The sequence below is a fragment of the Rubrilithobacter danxiaensis genome, from assembly GCF_047272945.1.
Lineage (GTDB): Bacteria > Bacteroidota > Bacteroidia > Sphingobacteriales > Sphingobacteriaceae > Rubrolithibacter > Rubrolithibacter danxiaensis.
In genome coordinates, this window is sequence record NZ_JBKOPS010000005.1 from 112,342 (window position 1) to 130,745 (window position 18,404).

12 protein-coding genes are annotated in these 18,404 nt (G+C 38.7%); 6 read left to right on the forward strand and 6 right to left on the reverse strand.

From position 1 onward, the window contains the following. Positions 1-71 precede the first annotated feature (71 nt). Positions 72-1,430: a vanadium-dependent haloperoxidase gene (locus tag ACLCDL_RS07840; RefSeq protein WP_423147728.1), complete on the forward strand. Its 1,359-nt coding sequence runs from the start codon at positions 72-74 to the stop codon at positions 1,428-1,430. Positions 1,431-1,444: 14 nt separating this feature from the next. Beyond that, positions 1,445-1,963 (forward strand): signal peptidase II, encoded by a 519-nt coding sequence (lspA, locus tag ACLCDL_RS07845; protein ID WP_423147729.1) that lies wholly within the window; start codon positions 1,445-1,447, stop codon positions 1,961-1,963. A gap of 113 nt (positions 1,964-2,076) precedes the next feature. Here lspA and ACLCDL_RS07850 read toward each other — a convergent pair whose 3' ends face one another. Then, the gene (locus ACLCDL_RS07850; protein WP_423147730.1) at positions 2,077-2,673 is read right to left on the reverse strand and encodes an OmpH/Skp family outer membrane protein; all 597 of its coding nucleotides are present in this window, start codon (positions 2,671-2,673) and stop codon (positions 2,077-2,079) included. Positions 2,674-2,833: 160 nt separating this feature from the next. On the opposite strand from ACLCDL_RS07850, the gene gyrB reads away from it, so the two are divergent. Beyond that, positions 2,834-4,792 carry a DNA topoisomerase (ATP-hydrolyzing) subunit B gene (gyrB, locus tag ACLCDL_RS07855; RefSeq protein WP_423147731.1) on the forward strand — a complete coding sequence of 653 codons (1,959 nt, stop codon included), beginning with the start codon at positions 2,834-2,836 and terminating at the stop codon, positions 4,790-4,792. Positions 4,793-4,904: 112 nt separating this feature from the next. Here gyrB and ACLCDL_RS07860 read toward each other — a convergent pair whose 3' ends face one another. After that, complete coding sequence (locus ACLCDL_RS07860) at positions 4,905-5,333, reverse strand: aspartyl protease family protein (protein ID WP_423147732.1); 429 nt, start codon at positions 5,331-5,333, stop codon at positions 4,905-4,907. A 23-nt stretch (positions 5,334-5,356) separates the two neighbouring features. After that, positions 5,357-6,295, reverse strand: coding sequence for a malate dehydrogenase (gene mdh / locus ACLCDL_RS07865; protein WP_423147733.1), 939 nt, complete (start codon positions 6,293-6,295; stop codon positions 5,357-5,359). Positions 6,296-6,520: 225 nt separating this feature from the next. On the opposite strand from mdh, the gene ACLCDL_RS07870 reads away from it, so the two are divergent. Further along, positions 6,521-7,000 (forward strand): VOC family protein, encoded by a 480-nt coding sequence (locus ACLCDL_RS07870; RefSeq protein WP_423147734.1) that lies wholly within the window; start codon positions 6,521-6,523, stop codon positions 6,998-7,000. Between the two features lie 19 nt (positions 7,001-7,019). Here the strand turns inward: ACLCDL_RS07870 and tamL are convergent, their stop codons facing one another. The 3 genes from tamL to ACLCDL_RS07885 form a co-directional block, all read right to left on the reverse strand. Further along, on the reverse strand, positions 7,020-9,386 hold the full coding sequence (gene tamL / locus ACLCDL_RS07875) for a translocation and assembly module lipoprotein TamL (RefSeq protein WP_423147735.1): 2,367 nt from the start codon (positions 9,384-9,386) through the stop codon (positions 7,020-7,022). Then, positions 9,343-14,394, reverse strand: coding sequence for a translocation/assembly module TamB domain-containing protein (locus ACLCDL_RS07880; RefSeq protein ID WP_423147736.1), 5,052 nt, complete (start codon positions 14,392-14,394; stop codon positions 9,343-9,345). Before ACLCDL_RS07880 ends, tamL begins: the two co-directional genes overlap by 44 nt. A gap of 113 nt (positions 14,395-14,507) precedes the next feature. After that, the gene (locus ACLCDL_RS07885) at positions 14,508-14,927 is read right to left on the reverse strand and encodes a hypothetical protein (RefSeq protein WP_423147737.1); all 420 of its coding nucleotides are present in this window, start codon (positions 14,925-14,927) and stop codon (positions 14,508-14,510) included. 167 nt (positions 14,928-15,094) lie between these two features. Here ACLCDL_RS07885 and ACLCDL_RS07890 point away from each other — a divergent pair, with 167 nt between their 5' ends. Together ACLCDL_RS07890 and ACLCDL_RS07895 are read left to right on the forward strand one after the other, a co-directional pair. Beyond that, entirely contained in the window at positions 15,095-16,138 is a 1,044-nt protein-coding gene (locus ACLCDL_RS07890; RefSeq protein WP_423147738.1) for a LacI family DNA-binding transcriptional regulator, read from the forward strand. A gap of 409 nt (positions 16,139-16,547) precedes the next feature. Further along, complete coding sequence (locus tag ACLCDL_RS07895) at positions 16,548-18,401, forward strand: glycoside hydrolase family 13 protein (RefSeq protein WP_423147739.1); 1,854 nt, start codon at positions 16,548-16,550, stop codon at positions 18,399-18,401. Positions 18,402-18,404 lie beyond the last annotated feature (3 nt).

Consider the following 18,404-nt stretch of genomic DNA (forward strand, 5'->3'; position numbering starts at 1 on the left):
TATTTTGCTTACAGAAAAGTTCAGGATCTTTTCTCAATCCTGATCGCTGGATCAGTTAATTTCTAACCAATATGAAGAGCCGTTATTCTTTTATATTATTTTTTGGAGTTTTAATTTTAGTAAACCTCGGATGTAAAAAGCAGGTAAATAAAGAGTCAATCAGTAGTCCGGAGATTATTCATACCTCCATGAAAAAACTAACCGATGTAATAGTACACGATGTTTTTTCGCCTCCCGTAGCCAGCCGTATTTATGCTTACGCCAGTATTGCTGCCTATGAAGCGCTTGTCCCGGGTTATCCCCAATACCGATCATTAAAAGGACAGTTAAAAGATCTTAAAGATTTGCCGCAGCCTGTTGCAGGCGAAGAATATTGTTTTCCTCTGGCCAGTGTACATGCTTTCTTAAAAGTGGGACGTGCATTTACTTTTTCCGGTGAAAAAATAGATGAATTTGAACCTGGAATTTATAAAAAGTATAAGGATAACGGAATATCAGATGAAGTATATGAGCGTTCAATGAAATTTGGTGATACAATTGCCGTTAAAATACTTGAATGGGCTGGTAAAGATGGGTATAAGGAAACAAGAGGATTCCGGTACACGGTTGAATCGGACCCCGGTAAATGGAAACCTACACCTCCCGGATATATGGATGCAATAGAACCTAACTGGTACAAATTGCGTCCCTTTGCGCTTGATTCCTGTAGCCAGTTTAAACCTAAAACTGCCCTTAAGTTCAGTATTGAAAAAGACAGCCCGTTTTTTAAGGAAGTGATGGAGGTTTATGAGATTTCTAAAAATATGAATGCTGAGCAAAGAGCGATGGCCAGCTTTTGGGATTGTAATCCGTTTGTAATGCATCTAACAGGACATGTTATGTATGCCACAAAGAAAATAAGTCCTGGAGGCCATTGGATAAATATTGCGGCGGTAGCGTCCAGGAAATCAAAAGCCGACATTATGAAAACGGTAGAAACGTACGCGTTAGTTTCCGTTTCTTTGGCGGATGCTTTTATCAGTTGTTGGGATGAAAAGTACAGAAGCGCAGTGATCAGGCCGGAAACTGTAATTAACGAGCATATTGATAAAGACTGGCAGCCCTTGTTGCAAACGCCTCCTTTTCCTGAATATCCCAGCGGACACAGTGTAGCTTCCGCAGCTGCTTCGGTGGCTTTAACATCTTTATATGGCGATACATTTTCGTATACCGATTCAACAGAGAATGAATTTGGGCTACCCAGCCGTAGCTATAAATCTTTTCATGAAGCTGCAAAAGAAGCGGCAATTAGCAGGATATATGGTGGAATACATTATATGTCGGCAATAAATAACGGTTTTGAGGAAGGAGAAAACGTTGGCAAGCTGATTGTAAGTAAAATTAAGACCAGGAAAGATGTGGTTGCATTTCAGAATACATCTAAGAAATAAATTGCTCTGATAAAATGCAAAAAATTATAAACCTGAGGAAGTTAATAAGAAACTTGTTTATTTTGATGATTGTATTGTGTAATATAGGATGTGATCAGATAACAAAAACGATAGTTCGAGAACATGTTGATTATAATGAAAAAATTGAAATAATATCAGATCATTTTACGCTTACTAAAATAGAAAACTCAGGCGCTTTTTTAAGTCTTGGTGATAATCTTCCTGTTTTGGTGAAGATTTTTTTACTGTCAGTTCTGCCATTAATCGTCCTTTCATCAGGGATGTATATTCTTTTAACAAAAACTGAAATGGCAAAGTCCTTAATTGTAGGAATCTGCTTTGTAATAGGAGGCGGTATCGGTAATTTGTACGACAGGATCTTGTACGGCTCAGTAACAGATTTTCTGCATATTGATTTTATACTATTTCAAACGGGTATTTTCAATATGGCAGACGTATCAATAATGACAGGAATGTTTATAATTTTACTGAACCTGTTTCAGAAAAAGGACGTTTCGGCATCTTTTCAATAATCTGGAGCAGCTGTGACTGCCTGTTTTTAACAGACTGAAACTGGAAAGTATTAGAATTGTATATAAAAAAAGAAAACCCGGCTTGCCGGGTTTCCTAACATAAAAATCTTTTATTATTTCTTTTCCTTATTGTAAGCCTCATTTAAGCCCGCCACTACTTCTTTGGTAACATCCAGGCTTTCGTCAGCATATAACAAAGTCGGGCTGGCTTTTGAATAGGTGAGAACCATTTTATAGCCTTTGCTTTTAGCGTAGGTTTTCAAGAAGTCAGATACCCTGTTATATAATTTTTCATTTTCTGCGGCTTCCTCGCTTGCAAGAGATGAACTGGCATTTTGATTAAAAGAAGCAAGTTCCTGCTGTTTACGTGCAAGGCGTTCCTCTGTTGCGGCACGCTGATCTGCACTCATAGAAGGGGCGTTCTTCTGGTATTCAGCTACTTCACGCTGAAAAGAAGTGCCCTTTGCATTCAAATCCTGTTGTGCTTTTTTAGATTTTGCCTCAAACTTATCACGTACATCTTTAAAATAACTGAAATTATTAAGCAGCGAGTCAGAATTAACAAATACAATTTGTTCTTTATTATCTGTTACAACCGCTTTAGAGGATGCAGTTGTTTTGGCTTGTTCTTTATTATTGCACGAAACCACAATAGCAGCAAATGCAAAACCTGCTGTCAGCTTACCGAAATTTGCAAAAAACTTATTCATTTTTAAAAGAGAAAATTTAGGCAAAGATAATCTTTCATTTTAAGTATCCTAATCATTTAACTTTCCATCGAAAGAATACAAATGTTATAACGAATAATTATCCACAAAGTACAGTTTTTCAGGCAAAAACGTTATTTTTGGTACTTGTTGTTTTTTAATTATGAGTGAAGAAAAGGAAAATAGTTCAAATTATTCCGCAGATAATATACAGGTTTTAGAAGGTCTTGAAGCGGTACGGAAACGTCCTTCAATGTACATCGGCGATACCGGTATTAAGGGCTTACACCATCTTGTGTATGAAGTTGTTGATAACTCTATTGATGAAGCTTTAGCGGGTTATTGTACGGATATCAACGTAACTATTCACAAAGATAATTCAATTACAGTTGAAGATAATGGTCGTGGTATTCCGACAGGTATCAATACCAAAGAGCAAAAATCAGCACTCGAGCTTGTGATGACTGTTTTACACGCAGGTGGTAAGTTTGATAAGGATACTTATAAAGTTTCGGGAGGGTTGCACGGAGTGGGTGTTTCTTGTGTTAATGCACTTTCTACTCTTATGATAACGGTTGTTCACCGTGAAGGAAAGATCTTCACACAGGAGTATCAGAAGGGGAAACCTATGTTCGACGTGAAAGTAATCGGAGAAAGTGACCGGACGGGTACCATCCAGACTTTTTATCCTGATCATGAAATCTTCCAGCTGACAACAGAATATAAATTTGATACACTTGCAGCACGTTTAAGGGAATTGTCTTATCTGAATAAGGGAATCCGTTTAACACTTACTGACGAGCGGGAAATCCTTGAAAACGGAAACTATGTACGTGAAGAATACTTTTCTGAAGGTGGATTAAGTGAATTTGTAAAGTACATTGATGGAACACGAACCTCTTTAATACCGGATCCAATTTATGTAGAAGGAATAAAACAGGGAATTCCTGTTGAACTTGCATTCCAATACAACGAAACCTACAACGAGAATGTGCATTCGTATGTAAATAATATTAATACGCACGAAGGAGGCACGCACGTTGCCGGTTTCAGACGAGGACTTACACGTACGCTGAAATCTTATGCCGAGAAGTCTGGTTTACTGAAGAATTTAAAAGTAGAAATTTCAGGTGATGACTTCCGGGAAGGTTTAACAGCGGTAATTTCTGTAAAAGTTCAGGAACCACAGTTTGAAGGGCAGACAAAAACCAAACTCGGTAATAACGAGGTTATGGGTGCGGTTGATATGGCCATCGGGGAGATTTTAGGAAACTTTCTCGAAGAGAATCCCAAAGAAGCTAAAATGATTGTTAACAAAGTTATTTTGGCCGCTACCGCAAGAGCTGCAGCAAGAAAAGCCCGGGAAATGGTGCAACGTAAGAGTGTAATGGGTGGTTCGGGGCTTCCTGGTAAACTGGCGGATTGCTCTAATAACGATCCTGCAAAATGCGAGTTATACCTGGTAGAGGGAGATTCGGCAGGAGGTACTGCAAAGCAGGGGAGGGATCGGAACTTTCAGGCAATTCTTCCTTTGCGGGGTAAAATACTGAATGTTGAAAAAGCAATGGAGCATAAGATCTACGAAAATGAGGAGATCAAGAATATGTTCACCGCTCTTGGCGTAAGTATCGGAACCGCTGATGATGCAAAAGCACTTAACCTGGAAAAACTGAGGTATCACAAGATTATAGTAATGACGGATGCGGACGTTGACGGATCGCACATTACAACTTTAATTCTGACATTCTTCTTCCGATATATGAAAGAGCTGATAGAGTTTGGATATATATACATTGCAGCTCCGCCTTTATACCTTATAAAGAAAGGAAAAGACCAGGAATATGCATGGAACGACGAACAGCGTGATGCTGCTGTGCAACGTTTAAAAGGAGCAGGAAAAGAAGAAAGTGTGCATATTCAGCGGTATAAAGGTTTGGGTGAGATGAATGCCGAGCAGTTATGGGATACAACAATGAATCCTGAAACACGTACACTGCGTCAGGTTACCATTGAGAACGCCGCAGAATGCGACCATATATTTTCTATGCTGATGGGAGATGAGGTTGCTCCGCGAAGGGATTTCATTGAGCGTAATGCGAAATACGCCCGTATTGATGTTTAAGGAAAAAATCTAACTAAATTAATATCTTCAGGGTATTCAGAAAGTTCAAAGCTAGTAAGTCTTTTGCTTTTTGAATACCTTTTTTATTATCGAACGAGAACTACTCTTCAATTTATATATTTCTTAAAAAAAGCTTTTGTAAGGGATAATGGATCACTGCTCCGTATTCCATTAAAATATCACCCCCTACAACACCAATGATTTGTCCTATTTCCAGCCTTTCATACGCTTGATTGATCATTGAAAGATCGAGTACGGCCAATTCAAAGGCGGAAATTGCAAGAGCACCGATATGCAGGCTGGAAATAGCAAGCGTATAGCTTTCCATAGAATTTGTTCCAAGGCCAGTGGAGAGTTTATCACTTAAGAGCAAATTCTCTTTTGCTTCCAGATTGGTTTCTACGATATTTTTATCAAAAACAGTTTTTGAGGCACCGGTATCTATAACAGCTTTAAAGGTTTCCCCAAAAACAACAACTTCCACTAAAATGTGGAAGCCGTCATCGTTCAGATTTATAATTTCTAAGGGTATTTCAATCATTACCCGAAAGTTTATTTAAAAAATTAGATAAGTTTAGAATCAGCAAGAACGTTGTTCATTGTTCTTACAGCATCAGCACTTTTATTAAATGTGGCCTGTTCTTCGTCACTCAATTTAAAATCAACAATCTTTTCCCATCCGTTTTTGCCTAAAACAACAGGAACAACCAGGGAAATATCTTTCTGTCCGTATTCTCCATCTAAAGCCACTCCGCAGGAGATCAGTTTTTTTTCATCTCTTAAGATGCTTTCAACCATTGCTGCAGTTCCGGCACCAGGTGCATACCATGCAGAAGTGCCAATCAGTTTTGTAAGCGTTGCACCTCCAACCATTGTTAATGAAACGACTCTTTCCTGTTGCTCTTTACTCAGAAATTGTGTAACAGGAATACTGTTCCATGTTGCGTGGTTAATTAAAGGTATCATAGTGGTATCACCATGTCCTCCAATTACTACTGCATTTAAATCAGCCGGAGAACATCCTAATTCCACGCTTAAATAATATTTAAAACGGGCAGAATCTAAAGCACCGCCCATGCCAATAATGCGGTTTTTAGGTAAGCCTGAAGTTTTAAGAGTAAGGTAATTCATGGTGTCCATCGGATTGGAAACCACAATAATGATTGTATCAGGAGAATATTTTAATATATTTTCTGTTACACCCTTTACGATATTTGCGTTGGTGCCTATCAGCTCTTCCCGGGTCATTCCGGGTTTTCTGGGCAGCCCTGAAGTGATTACCACTACATCCGATCCAGCGGTTCTGCTATAATCGTTAGTTACGCCTGTTATCTTGGTGTCAAACCCCAAAAGAGCAGCAGTTTGCATCATGTCTATTGACTTGCCTTCTGCAAAGCCTTCTTTTATGTCGAGTAAAACTACTTCTTCTGCAAGTTCTTTGCGTGCAATATTATCTGCACAGGTAGCACCTACTGCTCCTGCTCCAACTACGGTAACTTTCATTGATTATGGGTTTATAGAAGTTAAACAATCGGCTCGAAGTTAAAAAAATCGAACATGTAATAAAATTCTTTTTCAATTTTTAATGGTTAATTTCAGCTAGTGAAACATATTGATTTATACAAGAATAGAATGATAGCTTCGGTGTTACGATACAGTGTTCAATTTATTTTTTTATATCTTTCATGGCTGATAGTATTTAAGTAAGCATTACGATAAATTTATTCTATGAAAAAACTGAAACTGGTTCTTTTATTCCTTGTGCTGCTATTTCCTGCCGGACTTATTTATGCTCAAAATAATAGCTCAGCTCAAAACGCGGTAGGAAAGCCAAGATTGAATCATATTGCTGTGTATGTAAATAATCTTCAAAAAAGTACCGACTTTTACGAAACAGTATTAAATCTTAAAAAAATTTCTGAACCATTTCACGATGGTAAACATACCTGGTTTAACATTGAAGGAAGTTCAAATCTTCATCTTATTCAGGGTGCTTCAAAAGAGACAGAACATGATATCAACGATCATTTATGTTTTAGTATAAAATCAATTAAATCCATGATTGGCGTCCTGAAAGATAAAGGTATTGCTTACAGAAACTGGGCAGGAGAACCTAATGCTTTTACCTTACGTGTGGATGGCGTAAAGCAAATCTATTTCCAGGATCCTGATGGACATTGGATTGAAATAAATGATGATTACAATTAAAAAGAAGCAGATTTTTACTTTAAAACGGATACCCTATTGCCAGGTTGAACACCAGGTTTTCTTTCCTCCAGCTTTTGCTTCCAAAATCAATATCGTCTAAAACCCAACGTTGCCCTTGCGGCAGCCAGGGTTTCCTTAAGGGAAATGACAGATCGGTTCGTAATACCAAAAATGACAAATCGAAGCGGAGGCCTGCACCGGTGCCAACGGCAAGTTCTTTTAGAAAGTCCTTTGAAATTGCTGCCCCCGGCCTGTCAGGATCGTCGTGTAAAAGCCAGATATTTCCTGCATCTATAAATAAAGCTCCCTCAACGATACTGAACAATTTGGGGCGATACTCTGTATTCAGTTCTAATTTAATATCTCCCGACTGGTCTGCTGACAGGCTACGTGTTCCCACGTTTTCAGGTGGATTTGTTCCCGGCCCTAATGTTCTGGCCCGGAAAGCCCGGATACTATTTGTTCCGCCAATAAAAAACTGTTTAACGTAGGGCAGAGAGAGTGGTGTGCTGATCGGATCAATTCCTTTTAAACCTCCTGCACCATTTCCATTTCCGTAAGTATAACCGTATCCAACCAATATCCGGTTTGCCCATCGTGAATTGCTTCCTAATTTCCGGTAGTATCTTAAATCTGTTTCTAACCGGATATATTGGGCAAACGGTGCACCAAAAAGTTTTTTCTGTTTTCCGTTTATAATATCAGCTCCGGTTAATAGGCCTAACAGATTTCCTGATAAGTCAAGATTTCCGTTAAAATACCATGTGTTTGTTTTATAAGTTTCGTTGGTATTTGTGTAATTGAAATTGTAAATAGAACCAATAGTGAATTGTCTTTGAATTGCATTTCTGTAAATAGGATCAGATAATGCTTTTGTTTTATATTCCTCAGAAACATTAGAAGGCTGAACGTAGTTTACTGCAATGATATCCAACTGATGCTCTCTCTGGCTGTTTTGTTTCCAGTTGTATCCCGCAGATGTACGAAAAGAATTTAGAGTGTAACTATTAACACGGCGCAGCAAATCGTACCCCAGCGTGAATTTAGTACGTGGAAGGTATGCGCTGGATGATTTAAAATTGAATCCTACAAATCGGGGAATGTTAAAATTGATTTCGCCACCCAGGCGGTATATATTGTTCCCTTTGTTAACTCCGGAAACCTGCACGTCAGTTCCTCCATAAGCAGAAACAGTTACAAGTTCTGCACCTTTAAAAGCATTTCTGTTCTTCCAGCTCAACGTAATTTCGGAGCCTGTAAAATTTGCGGAATTTGTTCTTCCTGTAATTTCTGCACGAAGGGATTTTTTAGGATACGGAGTAAGATAATAATAAGCATCTAAGCGTGGACTGTCCAGGCTTTCTACTTCTTCAAACTGGTTTTTAACAAAGCGAAAAGTTCCAAGTGTTACCAGGCGGTTTAATGACAGGTTGTGGTCGGTACGATTATAAACATCTCCTTTGTTGAAGAACATGGTACGTCCAAAGACTTTAGGTTTAAAAGTATTTCTGGGATCAATAATTTTAAAATCCTGATATCGTTCGATTTTTTCCTGCATGTTTTGCGCAGTATCGCGGGGGCGAAAGTTCGGGAAGATATAAATATCATTTATCCTGTAAACGTCTTTGGATTTTTGTGGGGTGGATTCTTTAATAGTTACATATAAATTTACTTTATGCTCTTCATCTGTGCTGTCAACCTGCACTAAAATATTATCAGGGTTAAAGAAGTAAAAGCCTTTTTCCTTTAATCTGCTATCAATACGTTCGCGTTCAGCCTTAATAATATCGAGGTTGTAGCCATCTCCCGGTTTTAAAAATGTTTCTCCGGCTACTGATTGAATTGACCGGCCGAGGTCGGAGCTGTCAACACTGAAATTTACTGCATTTATCAGGTATTGAGGGCCGGCCTGGGCATGGTAGATCAGTTTTGCTTTGCGGCGTCGTATTACGGTGTCAGCAGTAACTGCAGAACGAAAGTAGCCGCGGTTTTCGAGCCTGTTTGCAACCAGATCGCGGTTAAAATCCACCTTAACAGTACTAAACAGAACCGGAGGCTCTGCGAATTTTTTAAGAAGTTTCCCTAAACCTTTATTTGAATTTCCTGATATGTTATAAAGCCATAGTTTTGGACGTAATCCTAAAATTGTAGAATTAGGTTTTGGGCGCAGCAGGCTTGTAAGGTCAGCCTCAAGCGATTTTGCTTCCTTGTGTTTAATGTCTTTATCTTCAATCTTAACTTTTCCGCCGATATAAAGTAAATCACCTTTGGGTACCCTTTTTGTAATATTACAGGAGGCATAACCAAATGCCAGAAAAATTAAAAAGTATAGTATATTTTTTTTACCCATTTTCATTCGCTTTTCTTCTGGCTTTTCGTTCTTCACGCCTGCGTTTTTTTTCTTCTTCAGTTTTCGCTTTAGCAAATATTTGTTTGAACTTGTTGTAGTCCATTGTTATTACAAATCCCACACCTGTTTCTATAACCTGTCCCTGTAAAGCTACCTGATACTCGTTTTTCTGGTATGCCCGCAGTAAATAACGGCCATCTTTTGAAAGCTGGTATTCTATTTCCACGTTTCCTGCAATATTGCTGGTATTACGGTTAGGCTGTTGTGGTCCTTCCAGTTCAAAATTGCTTCCAACAGTAACCTGAAGGCGGTCGTTAAGTAAACGTTTAGACAGGCCAACATTTAAATCGGTACGGTTTTTTAGCTCTCCGGTAGTGTAATCTTCTGATGATTCAAGGTCGAAATTTAATTCAACCCCTCCGATAAGGTCACCGGCAAGGTTATTCAATTGCTGAGATAAAATCTTACTTACACTTTGTCTTGCCAGCGATTCAACTCCGCCTCCTCCGGCGCTGCTCTTAAACGGATTGTCGGATACAAAACGATTTAAAAGAAGCAGTGCGAACACTTGTTTATTTAATTCAGAAGGTTCGGTTTTCAGTTGCGTTAAACGTGTTTCAACATTATTGGTAACATCAGAAGAAACGTTGTAATTTTTTTCAGGAAGAACGATATCGAAAGTAATGGCAGGCTTCATCAGTTCGCCTTTCATATTTAAATGAACTTCAAAAGGAAGCTTTTGCTTGTAAATGTTTAAGGCGGCAGGAGCGGCATCTCCTAACTGTGCCTGTACCAGATCAAGCGGAGCAGTTTCAGCTACATAAATAGCCGTTACATCTAAATTGGCATCCATCACATCGCCATTCCAGGTAATGGTACTGCCCGGCTTAATATCAAACCGCCTTCTGAGGAAATTGAAAGACAACTCGTAAGCTCCTTCTTCCATTTCGTAAGTTCCTGTAAGGCTTGTTTTTCCGCTGGGGTCGATTCCTCCGCTAAGCTCGGCTTCACCACGTAATTTTAAGAAATCTCCGTTGGCTGCATCTACAATTAAGTTGAATTCGGCTTCTTTATCAATCGTGATATTTACAGCTACATCCATACCCGTAATCTCCGATTGATTTTCTGAAGAATCTACCTTTGAGGTGAGCGTTTTGGCTAAATTCGGATTGTCTTTGTCTACAAATTCAACAATGCCTTTTCGCTCTTCGATGGCCGGATTTGTTTGAGGCAATACAACTGTAAGTTTAGTTTTAGGGTTTATTTTTAAACTGCCATCTACAGAAGGCTGCGCCATATCGCCTCCTATATTCAAACGTGTATTGATGAAAAGCTGGCCGTAATATAATTCGTTATTTTTTGCCGTTGAGTTTAAAACCTGGAAATTATCAGCAGAAACGGTGAGTCCAAAGCGGTAGTCGGTGTAAGTTTTAGTAAATACGGTGCCATCAACATCTAATGTGTTGTTTGCGGAATCTGTAATTGTAAAATCGTTAAATTCAATCCCATCATCGGTAAAGCTGATCTTGTCATTAACCTTATAATATGAATTGAACATGGAGATATTAAAGGCCGTATTATCAAAATTGATATCTCCGCGTATTTTAGGGGCATCGGCAGTGCCGGTAATATCAAGCTTTCCGTTCAGGCTTCCGCTGGCTTGCGTCAGGCTTCCCATGGTAAACCCCTGTATGCTTTTTAAATTCAGTTTCCCTATGTTTAAGTCAAGGTCAAAGCTGGAGTTTTGTGTGAAATAATAGCCGTCTAAACCAACCTGATTCCCGTTACCTGTAATATCAACTTTTGCGGCAAAAGTATTTTCACGTTCGTTGTTAACTTTTAACGCAATGTTTCCTACCGTGTCTCCCCGGAAATTAAAATCACCAATTGTTAGATCGGAAGTAAAAACAGGTGTAGTTTGAAGATTGCGAACTAATACATTTCCGTTTATTGTTCCACCCAGCAGCAAGGAATCTTTTTTTGCAATTTGTGTAAGGGTTTCTATTTTGAAATTACTGAAGTCTACTGCAAGCGGATTGTTTGCTCCCGGCGGATTGGTATTGATCTTCAATTGCTGATTCCCCATTGATATGACAAAGTTCCGTGCATCAATTCCTTTCTTTCCAAACTGAATGGCATTATCAGTACTTACTGTCCATGGCTGGTAGTTTAATATCAGCCCGTCCGGCTGCAGGCTGAAAACAAAGGCGTCAGGTATGGATTTTAAAGATCCGGCTATCCGGTAATGCTGTTTATTGTTTTTATCACGAACCTGTACATCGGTAGTTAAAACATCGTTTTGAACGTCTCCGCCAATACTGGTATTAATTAATTGTAGCTGGCTGCTGCTTATCTGGTCCAGTTTTAACGAATAGCTTAATTTTTCTTCTGCTGTATTGATATTCAACCGCAGATTACTGAGGATATTACCCGCATAGTTTACCTTAGGCGCAGTGGCATCTAATTTAAAAGTTCCATTCCTGCTGTCAAAGTTACCACCCAGGTTAACATTTGCCATTTCTTTTAAGTCAGGAACAAGCTTAGAAACGATAGGTGCGTTTACAAACTGAGCATTAAAGGTGAATTGCTGAGGTGAATACTTTGTAGTATTGGAAGCCGGATTAACTGAAAAATACCGGTTTATTAACGACTCAAATGCTGTTCCGATCTCGCTCAATTTATAATCTCCGGCGATATTGGCAGAAAGTGCTTCAGACTTTAAATGTAAGCTGCTGCTATCGGCGCTGGCGGTAGAAACTACACTGACCGTATCTAACTGATACCGGTCGGGGCCTTTCGCATACAGCAGATTTGTAAGTTGAATTTTACCATTTAAATAATCAGGATCTGCCGTTGGAACATCCGCCACTACCTTGCCGTGAAAACGCATATCGTCTTTGGTGAAATGCAGGTTTTGCAGATTTACACTATCCAGATTCAGTGTTAGCGCTACAGAAGGATATTTTTTATTCATGCTTGCCCTTGCACTTAGATCGAAGTCCAGGTTCGGGTCATTCATGTTAGCCTTAGCTGTTATTGCTCTGTTTTTAGATGTTGCTTTCACATTCAGATTACGGTAGGTATAACCATTATATACAGCCTTTATGACTTTCGCCGACAGATCTGCAGTAAGGTTTTTAGGGTTAGTACCGGTACCTACAACGTTGGCAGCCAAGGTTATCCTGCCGATAGTTTTTTCCTGTGCGATTAACCTGCCTGCATTGAAATTGAATATTTTAACATTTGCCTTGTATGTTTCCCTGCCTTTTATTTCGCTATTAAAGGAAGCAATGGCTTTTGCGCTTCCATAACTTGAATTAAGATCAAGGTTGGTATTGAAGTCGGCAATGGCACCGGCAAAGGTTCCTTTTAAATTAAATGTTTCTGGCAGCCGGATATTTGCAGGAAGAGTTCCGGCAGGGATAAATCCCGCAATATCCGTACGTGTAGTGCTGAAGTTATTGATCCTGATATCAAAGATGCTTTTATTTACATCCGGAAGTCCGGTAATACGAGCGGAAGCATCCACTTTGGTGTTCCCTAACCCTGAAATCTGAAGATAAGGAATGGTTAAATTTTTGAGCTGTCCCTTTACTTCGCCATTAATATTTAAAATTGCGTTTGGATTTTTTCTGAAAGGATCTGTAGAAGCGAGCGTTGGTACAAGTGCTAAAATATCATGAAAGCCGAGCCTGCTGTTGTCCAGGTTAGCATCAATGCTTAGAGCGCCTAAGTTTGAGCTGAGGCTTTCTATGGAAGGGTATGAAACCCGGATCTGGTTTTGAAGACGGGTAACTGGTGTTTGAATATCCAGGTCGTTCAGGTAAGCCTCATGTTTCCCATAAAAGAAATTGGTGGTGAACTTTGTCAGATTGAACCCGCTTTTTTCTGTGAAGCTGCCATTGTTTATTTTGCCTGCAATGGTATCAATTGCATAAATAAAATCTTCTGCATCTAACGTAAAGTCTTTTATATTCAGATGCGCAAAATCAAGCCCCCGCTTTTGTACGGGCAGGTTGTAATTGTCAAACTGGATATTGTTATCAGCCAGATTTAGATTGGCGAGAGAAAGTTTCCAGCTGTTTGCCTGTGTTTGTACTTCTTTGCCTGCTTCTTTTGCTACCACTTTTGCTTCTTCCTTCTTGCCAAGGCTGAATTGTATATCAGAATTATTCAGGTTCAATGTTTTCAAGGCAATGTTCTGGCCTTTCAAATCAAGTTTGTCTGATTCTACTTCCACACTGCCCAGATTCACTTTTGCTTTCATTGCCGATACCGCATTCTGATAATCTACTTTTATTTTTTTCAGGTCAATGGTGCCAAGTTGAAGCGCCATGTTTATTGGTTCGTTACTTTCAGCTTCATCTTTTGCCAGCGGTTCCGGAGTTGCAGCGGGCTTACTCTGAATAATGGTCGCATTTAAACCGGATAAGGTGATTTTTGGAATACCAAACTTCATTTTATCCAGGTCGAAATCTTTTATCCGTGTGTCAAAATGGCCCAGATATACCGCTACATCGTTAGCAGTTACTGCATCTTTAAATCTGGTACGTATACGGTCAAGGTTAATTTTTTCTACAGAAAACTTCATGGAGGATGTAGTATCCTGTGGCTGTTCGGGTTTTTTTTGTTCGCTTACAAAGGCCTTAATAATATAATCAAAATTGAAAGCACTGTCGGGCAAAGTCCGTTGAATATTTGCAGTTATTCCCCTTAAATCAATTTCATTTATTTCAACTTCATTATTAAGAAGCTTCATCATGCTGATATCTACCTTTAAAGTATCGCCGGCTAAAAGTGTATCGCGTTTCTGATCTTCAAAATAAACATCTTCAAGAACAACCATTTTAGGAAGGTCAAGGCTGATGTGATTTATTTCGACCTTAGTGCCTATTTTGTTTTGCAGGTAAGTAACTGCCTTTTTGCGGGCAAAATTTTGAACCGCCGGAACTTCGATCAATACAAAAACCAGCAACACCAGGAATATAACGCTACCGATAATCCAGAGAAGAATCTTTAAACTTAATAACCCGTATTTTTTCAATGTAAAGTAGAGTATTTGCTAACTAATTAAATTAAAAAGGGGAGTAAATGTTTGAGTTGAGCTTAAATTAAGCAAGCGATTTGATTGTGTACAAAAGATGGAAAATTGGAGTCTTAGAAAGACTGAAGCCAGTTTTTTGCCTGCTCAGAGTTGTTAAACAGCATCATTGTAAATCCGGGATAATTTATTTTTCGCTCCAGGTCACTTGCAGAATCTGCCGCAAACGGATCAGTAGGAATGATATGGGCAAGCGCTTTAAGCCCTTCGCTTATAGCTACGGGAATAAGCTCTTCAACTATCCATGTATTTGCTTTTCGCCAGGTACTGCGCACCTCTAAGTTGTTATTAAGCAATTTTTGCGTTTTGGTTTGGCGCAGCAGGTCAAGAAATTGAACCGACCAGTTTCTTATATCTTCTTCTCTGATAAAACCAGTCCAATTAGCATAAATCCAGCTGTTTTCGCTGTCGAATCCTGTTCTGCAGCAAATTTTGTTTGAGTTTGTATACGTAATCAGTTCTTCTGCTAGTGCCATTTTTTTCCTCATTTTGTACAGGCTTGTACTTCTCAAGCCATAAAGAAAAAGCAGTGAATGGATACAATGTTTTTCTGGTGTTAAATAAATTACAAATAATGCTTTTCTGCTATATTTACCAAAAAATATGCCGCAAAAAGTACTCTTGTTTATACTTCGGAATCTAAATGAGTAACATTAATATAAAGCAATTAGCAAAGGAACTTAATCTTTCTACTTCTACTGTTTCAAGAGCTTTTCGTGGCAACAGCGATATAAATAAAGAAACCAAAGAACGGATTTTAGCTGTAGCTAAAGAGTTAAATTATCAGCCTAATCATTATGCCAGCAATTTACGTGAACAGAAAAGTAAAACCATTGCTGTAATTGTTCCCGAGTTAGCAAATAACTTCTTCTCGCAGGCAATAAATGGAATAGAACGTGTTGCACGTGAAAAAGGATATCATGTATTAATCTATCTTACTGAAGATGATTATGAGCGGGAGGTTTCTTTTATTAATGATCTTCATAATGGCCGGGTGGATGGCATCATCATGTCTGTGTCGGGCGAAGCAAACGACCATCGGTATCTTAACCGGCTAAAAAGTAAAAAAATTCCTCTGGTCTTTTTCGACCGTGTTTATGAGGATATTGAAGCATCAAAAGTTACTACGAACGACTACGAAAGCAGTTTTTCCGCAACAGAACATCTAATACAGGCGGGTTGTAAGAAGGTGGCATATCTGGTAGTAAATAAAAGCCTTTCGATAGGTAAAATGCGCATGCAGGGATATACAGACGCATTAAATAAATATAACCTGCCCGTTCTGGAAGAACTGATTATTGATTGCAGCAACGATTATAAAAAGAACTATAAAATTTTATCTAAAGCGTTTAAAACGCTAAAGCCCGACGGTGTTTTTGCCTCTGTAGAACGTTTGGCAATTGCTACCTATTATGTTTGTCACGACAGTGGTATCACCATTCCGGAAGGTATTAAAATAATAAGTTTTTCGAGTCTGGAGATAGCTCCATTATTAAATCCATCCTTAAGTACAATTACACAGCCCGCATACGAAATGGGAACCAAGGCAGCTAAACTTCTGTTTAAAAGTTTAGTTTCTAAAGAAGAATTTGCAGAAAAAGAGCATTTAATCCTCAAATCCGAACTTATAGAACGAGACTCTACACGCATTTTCAAAGCAGGACTCGTAAGCTCGATTATCCAATAGATAGTAATTCTACAACTTGTAAGAGTTGTTTCTCACTCTATATAACGGCAGTAAATCGAGGTACATTTTAATGCCTCAGGTCCTCTTTTCGTAAAAACGTTCTGATTAATTCTTCTTGAATTTAAAGATATAATCTTTTGAAAATCCACAAAAAATTTTACTTTTAACTTTTGTTTCGGGAACGTTCCCGATTGTATTCGCAGTAACTTGTCCTGGAATAAAGTGTTAAAAAATATTGATGATAGGGATAGAGCAACTGCTTACAATGCATATAGTATATAAAATATTCAGTGGTGGTTTATTTGGTTTTAGTCTAATCCGGCTTCGTGCCGGGTTAGCTTTTTGAAAATTATCTGATTATCACTGCTTTTTAATTGAAATATAAAATTATACACTAATAACAATTTGGATGAAATTTAAACTGTTTTTTACTTCTGTTTGCCTGTTTGTGTGCTTTACCACAGTCGCTCAGGTTCCTGCTTTGGAACGTATAGAACCAGCTTTCTGGTGGGTTGGTATGAAAAATAACAAGTTGCAGTTATTGGTTCACGGGAATAAAATAGCAGACAGGAATGTAGCACTGAACTATCCCGGAGTTACTTTAAAAAAGGTAAATAAGGTAGAAAGCCCGAACTATTTATTTCTTGATCTGGAGATTGCGGCTACAGCCAAACCGGGAACGTTTCCAATAGAATTTGCGAAGCAGGGTACAAAGCCATTAAAATATTCATACACTTTAAATAAAAGAGATTATTCTTCTAACAGGACTCAGGGGGTAACCAGTAAAGATCTGATCTACCTGCTCATGCCAGATCGTTTTGCTAACGGCGATAAAAGTAATGATGTAATAAAAGGGATGAGAGAACACACACTTGTCCGTGATTCAATGTATTACCGTCACGGCGGTGATATTAAGGGGGTAATGGATCATCTTAATTATCTTAAAGATTTAGGAATAACAACTATCTGGTTTACACCTGAAATTGAGAACGATCAGCCAAAGGCCTCCTATCACGGGTATGCTGTAACAGATCATTATAAGATTGATCCGCGTTTTGGCACCAATGAACTTTATAAATCCTATGTGGAAAAATGTCATTCTATGGGTTTAAAGGTTATAAAAGATGTGGTACATAACCATATCGGCAGCGAACACTGGATGATGAAAGATATGCCAATGAAAGACTGGGTTCATCAGTGGCCAACTTTTACTCAAACAACCTATAAGGATCAAACAGCAATGGATCCGTATGCTTCTCAGGTTGACAAGAAAAGAATGATTGATGGCTGGTTTGTAAGAACCATGCCAGATTTGAATCAGGAAAATCCGTACGTTCAAACATATCTCAATCAAAATCACATCTGGTGGGTAGAATATGCTGGTATTGATGGATTCAGGTTAGATACCTATCCCTACAATAACCTTTCTTATATGGGTGCCTGGGCCCAGGCTATGAAAGCAGAATTTCCTTCCCTGAGTATTTTTGGAGAAACCTTGGTGAACAGTGTAGTAAGCCAGGCTTATTTTACAGGTGGAAAAAAGATTGGCCAACCTATAGATACGCATTTGCCCGGAGTAACCGACGTGCAGGTAAAGGATGCTATTTATGAAGTTTTAAACGGAAAGTTCGGCTGGACTGAAGGAGTTAACCGCTTGTATACGGTTCTTTCCCAGGATCTGGTTTATGAAGACGCTTCAAGGAATGTTGTATTCTTCGATAATCACGATATGAGCCGCTTTTATTCCATGATCGGGGAAGATTTCGGGAAGTATAAAATGGGTCTTGCAATTCTTTTTACCACCCGTGGTATTCCACAGGTTTATTATGGAACAGAAATCCTGATGAAGAACTTTTCTAATCCGGATGGATTGGTCCGAGAAGATTTTAAAGGCGGATGGCCTGGTGATAAAGTAAACAAATTTACGGAAGCAGGACGTACAGAAAAAGAGAATGAAGCTTTTAATTACTTCAGGACGCTGGCAAATTATCGTAAGGATAACGAAGTTTTGCAAACCGGAAAACTAATGCAGTATGTGCCGGAAAATGGCATATATGTTTATTTCAGGTATAACAATGTCAAAACAGTTATGGTAATAGTGAATACCAATGATAAAGAGGAGAACGTAAAAACCTCCCGTTTTGAAGAACGCCTTTCCGGATATAATAAAGCGCTAAATGTTTTATCAGGAGAAAAGCTTAATTCAGTTGAAACAGTCAGTATTCCGGCTAAAACAGCATTGGTGTTCGAACTTCAAAAATAAGGA

Bases quoted from the DNA above. Each gene is read 5' to 3' on its own strand.
- ACLCDL_RS07840 (WP_423147728.1), top strand. From the start codon at position 72: ATGAAGAGCCGTTATTCTTTTATATTATTTTTTGGAGTTTTAATTTTA.
- lspA (WP_423147729.1), top strand. From the start codon at position 1,445: ATGCAAAAAATTATAAACCTGAGGAAGTTAATAAGAAACTTGTTTATT.
- ACLCDL_RS07850 (WP_423147730.1), bottom strand. From the start codon at position 2,673: ATGAATAAGTTTTTTGCAAATTTCGGTAAGCTGACAGCAGGTTTTGCA.
- gyrB (WP_423147731.1), top strand. From the start codon at position 2,834: ATGAGTGAAGAAAAGGAAAATAGTTCAAATTATTCCGCAGATAATATA.
- ACLCDL_RS07860 (WP_423147732.1), bottom strand. From the start codon at position 5,333: ATGATTGAAATACCCTTAGAAATTATAAATCTGAACGATGACGGCTTC.
- mdh (WP_423147733.1), bottom strand. From the start codon at position 6,295: ATGAAAGTTACCGTAGTTGGAGCAGGAGCAGTAGGTGCTACCTGTGCA.
- ACLCDL_RS07870 (WP_423147734.1), top strand. From the start codon at position 6,521: ATGAAAAAACTGAAACTGGTTCTTTTATTCCTTGTGCTGCTATTTCCT.
- ACLCDL_RS07885 (WP_423147737.1), bottom strand. From the start codon at position 14,927: ATGGCACTAGCAGAAGAACTGATTACGTATACAAACTCAAACAAAATT.
- ACLCDL_RS07890 (WP_423147738.1), top strand. From the start codon at position 15,095: ATGAGTAACATTAATATAAAGCAATTAGCAAAGGAACTTAATCTTTCT.
- ACLCDL_RS07895 (WP_423147739.1), top strand. From the start codon at position 16,548: ATGAAATTTAAACTGTTTTTTACTTCTGTTTGCCTGTTTGTGTGCTTT.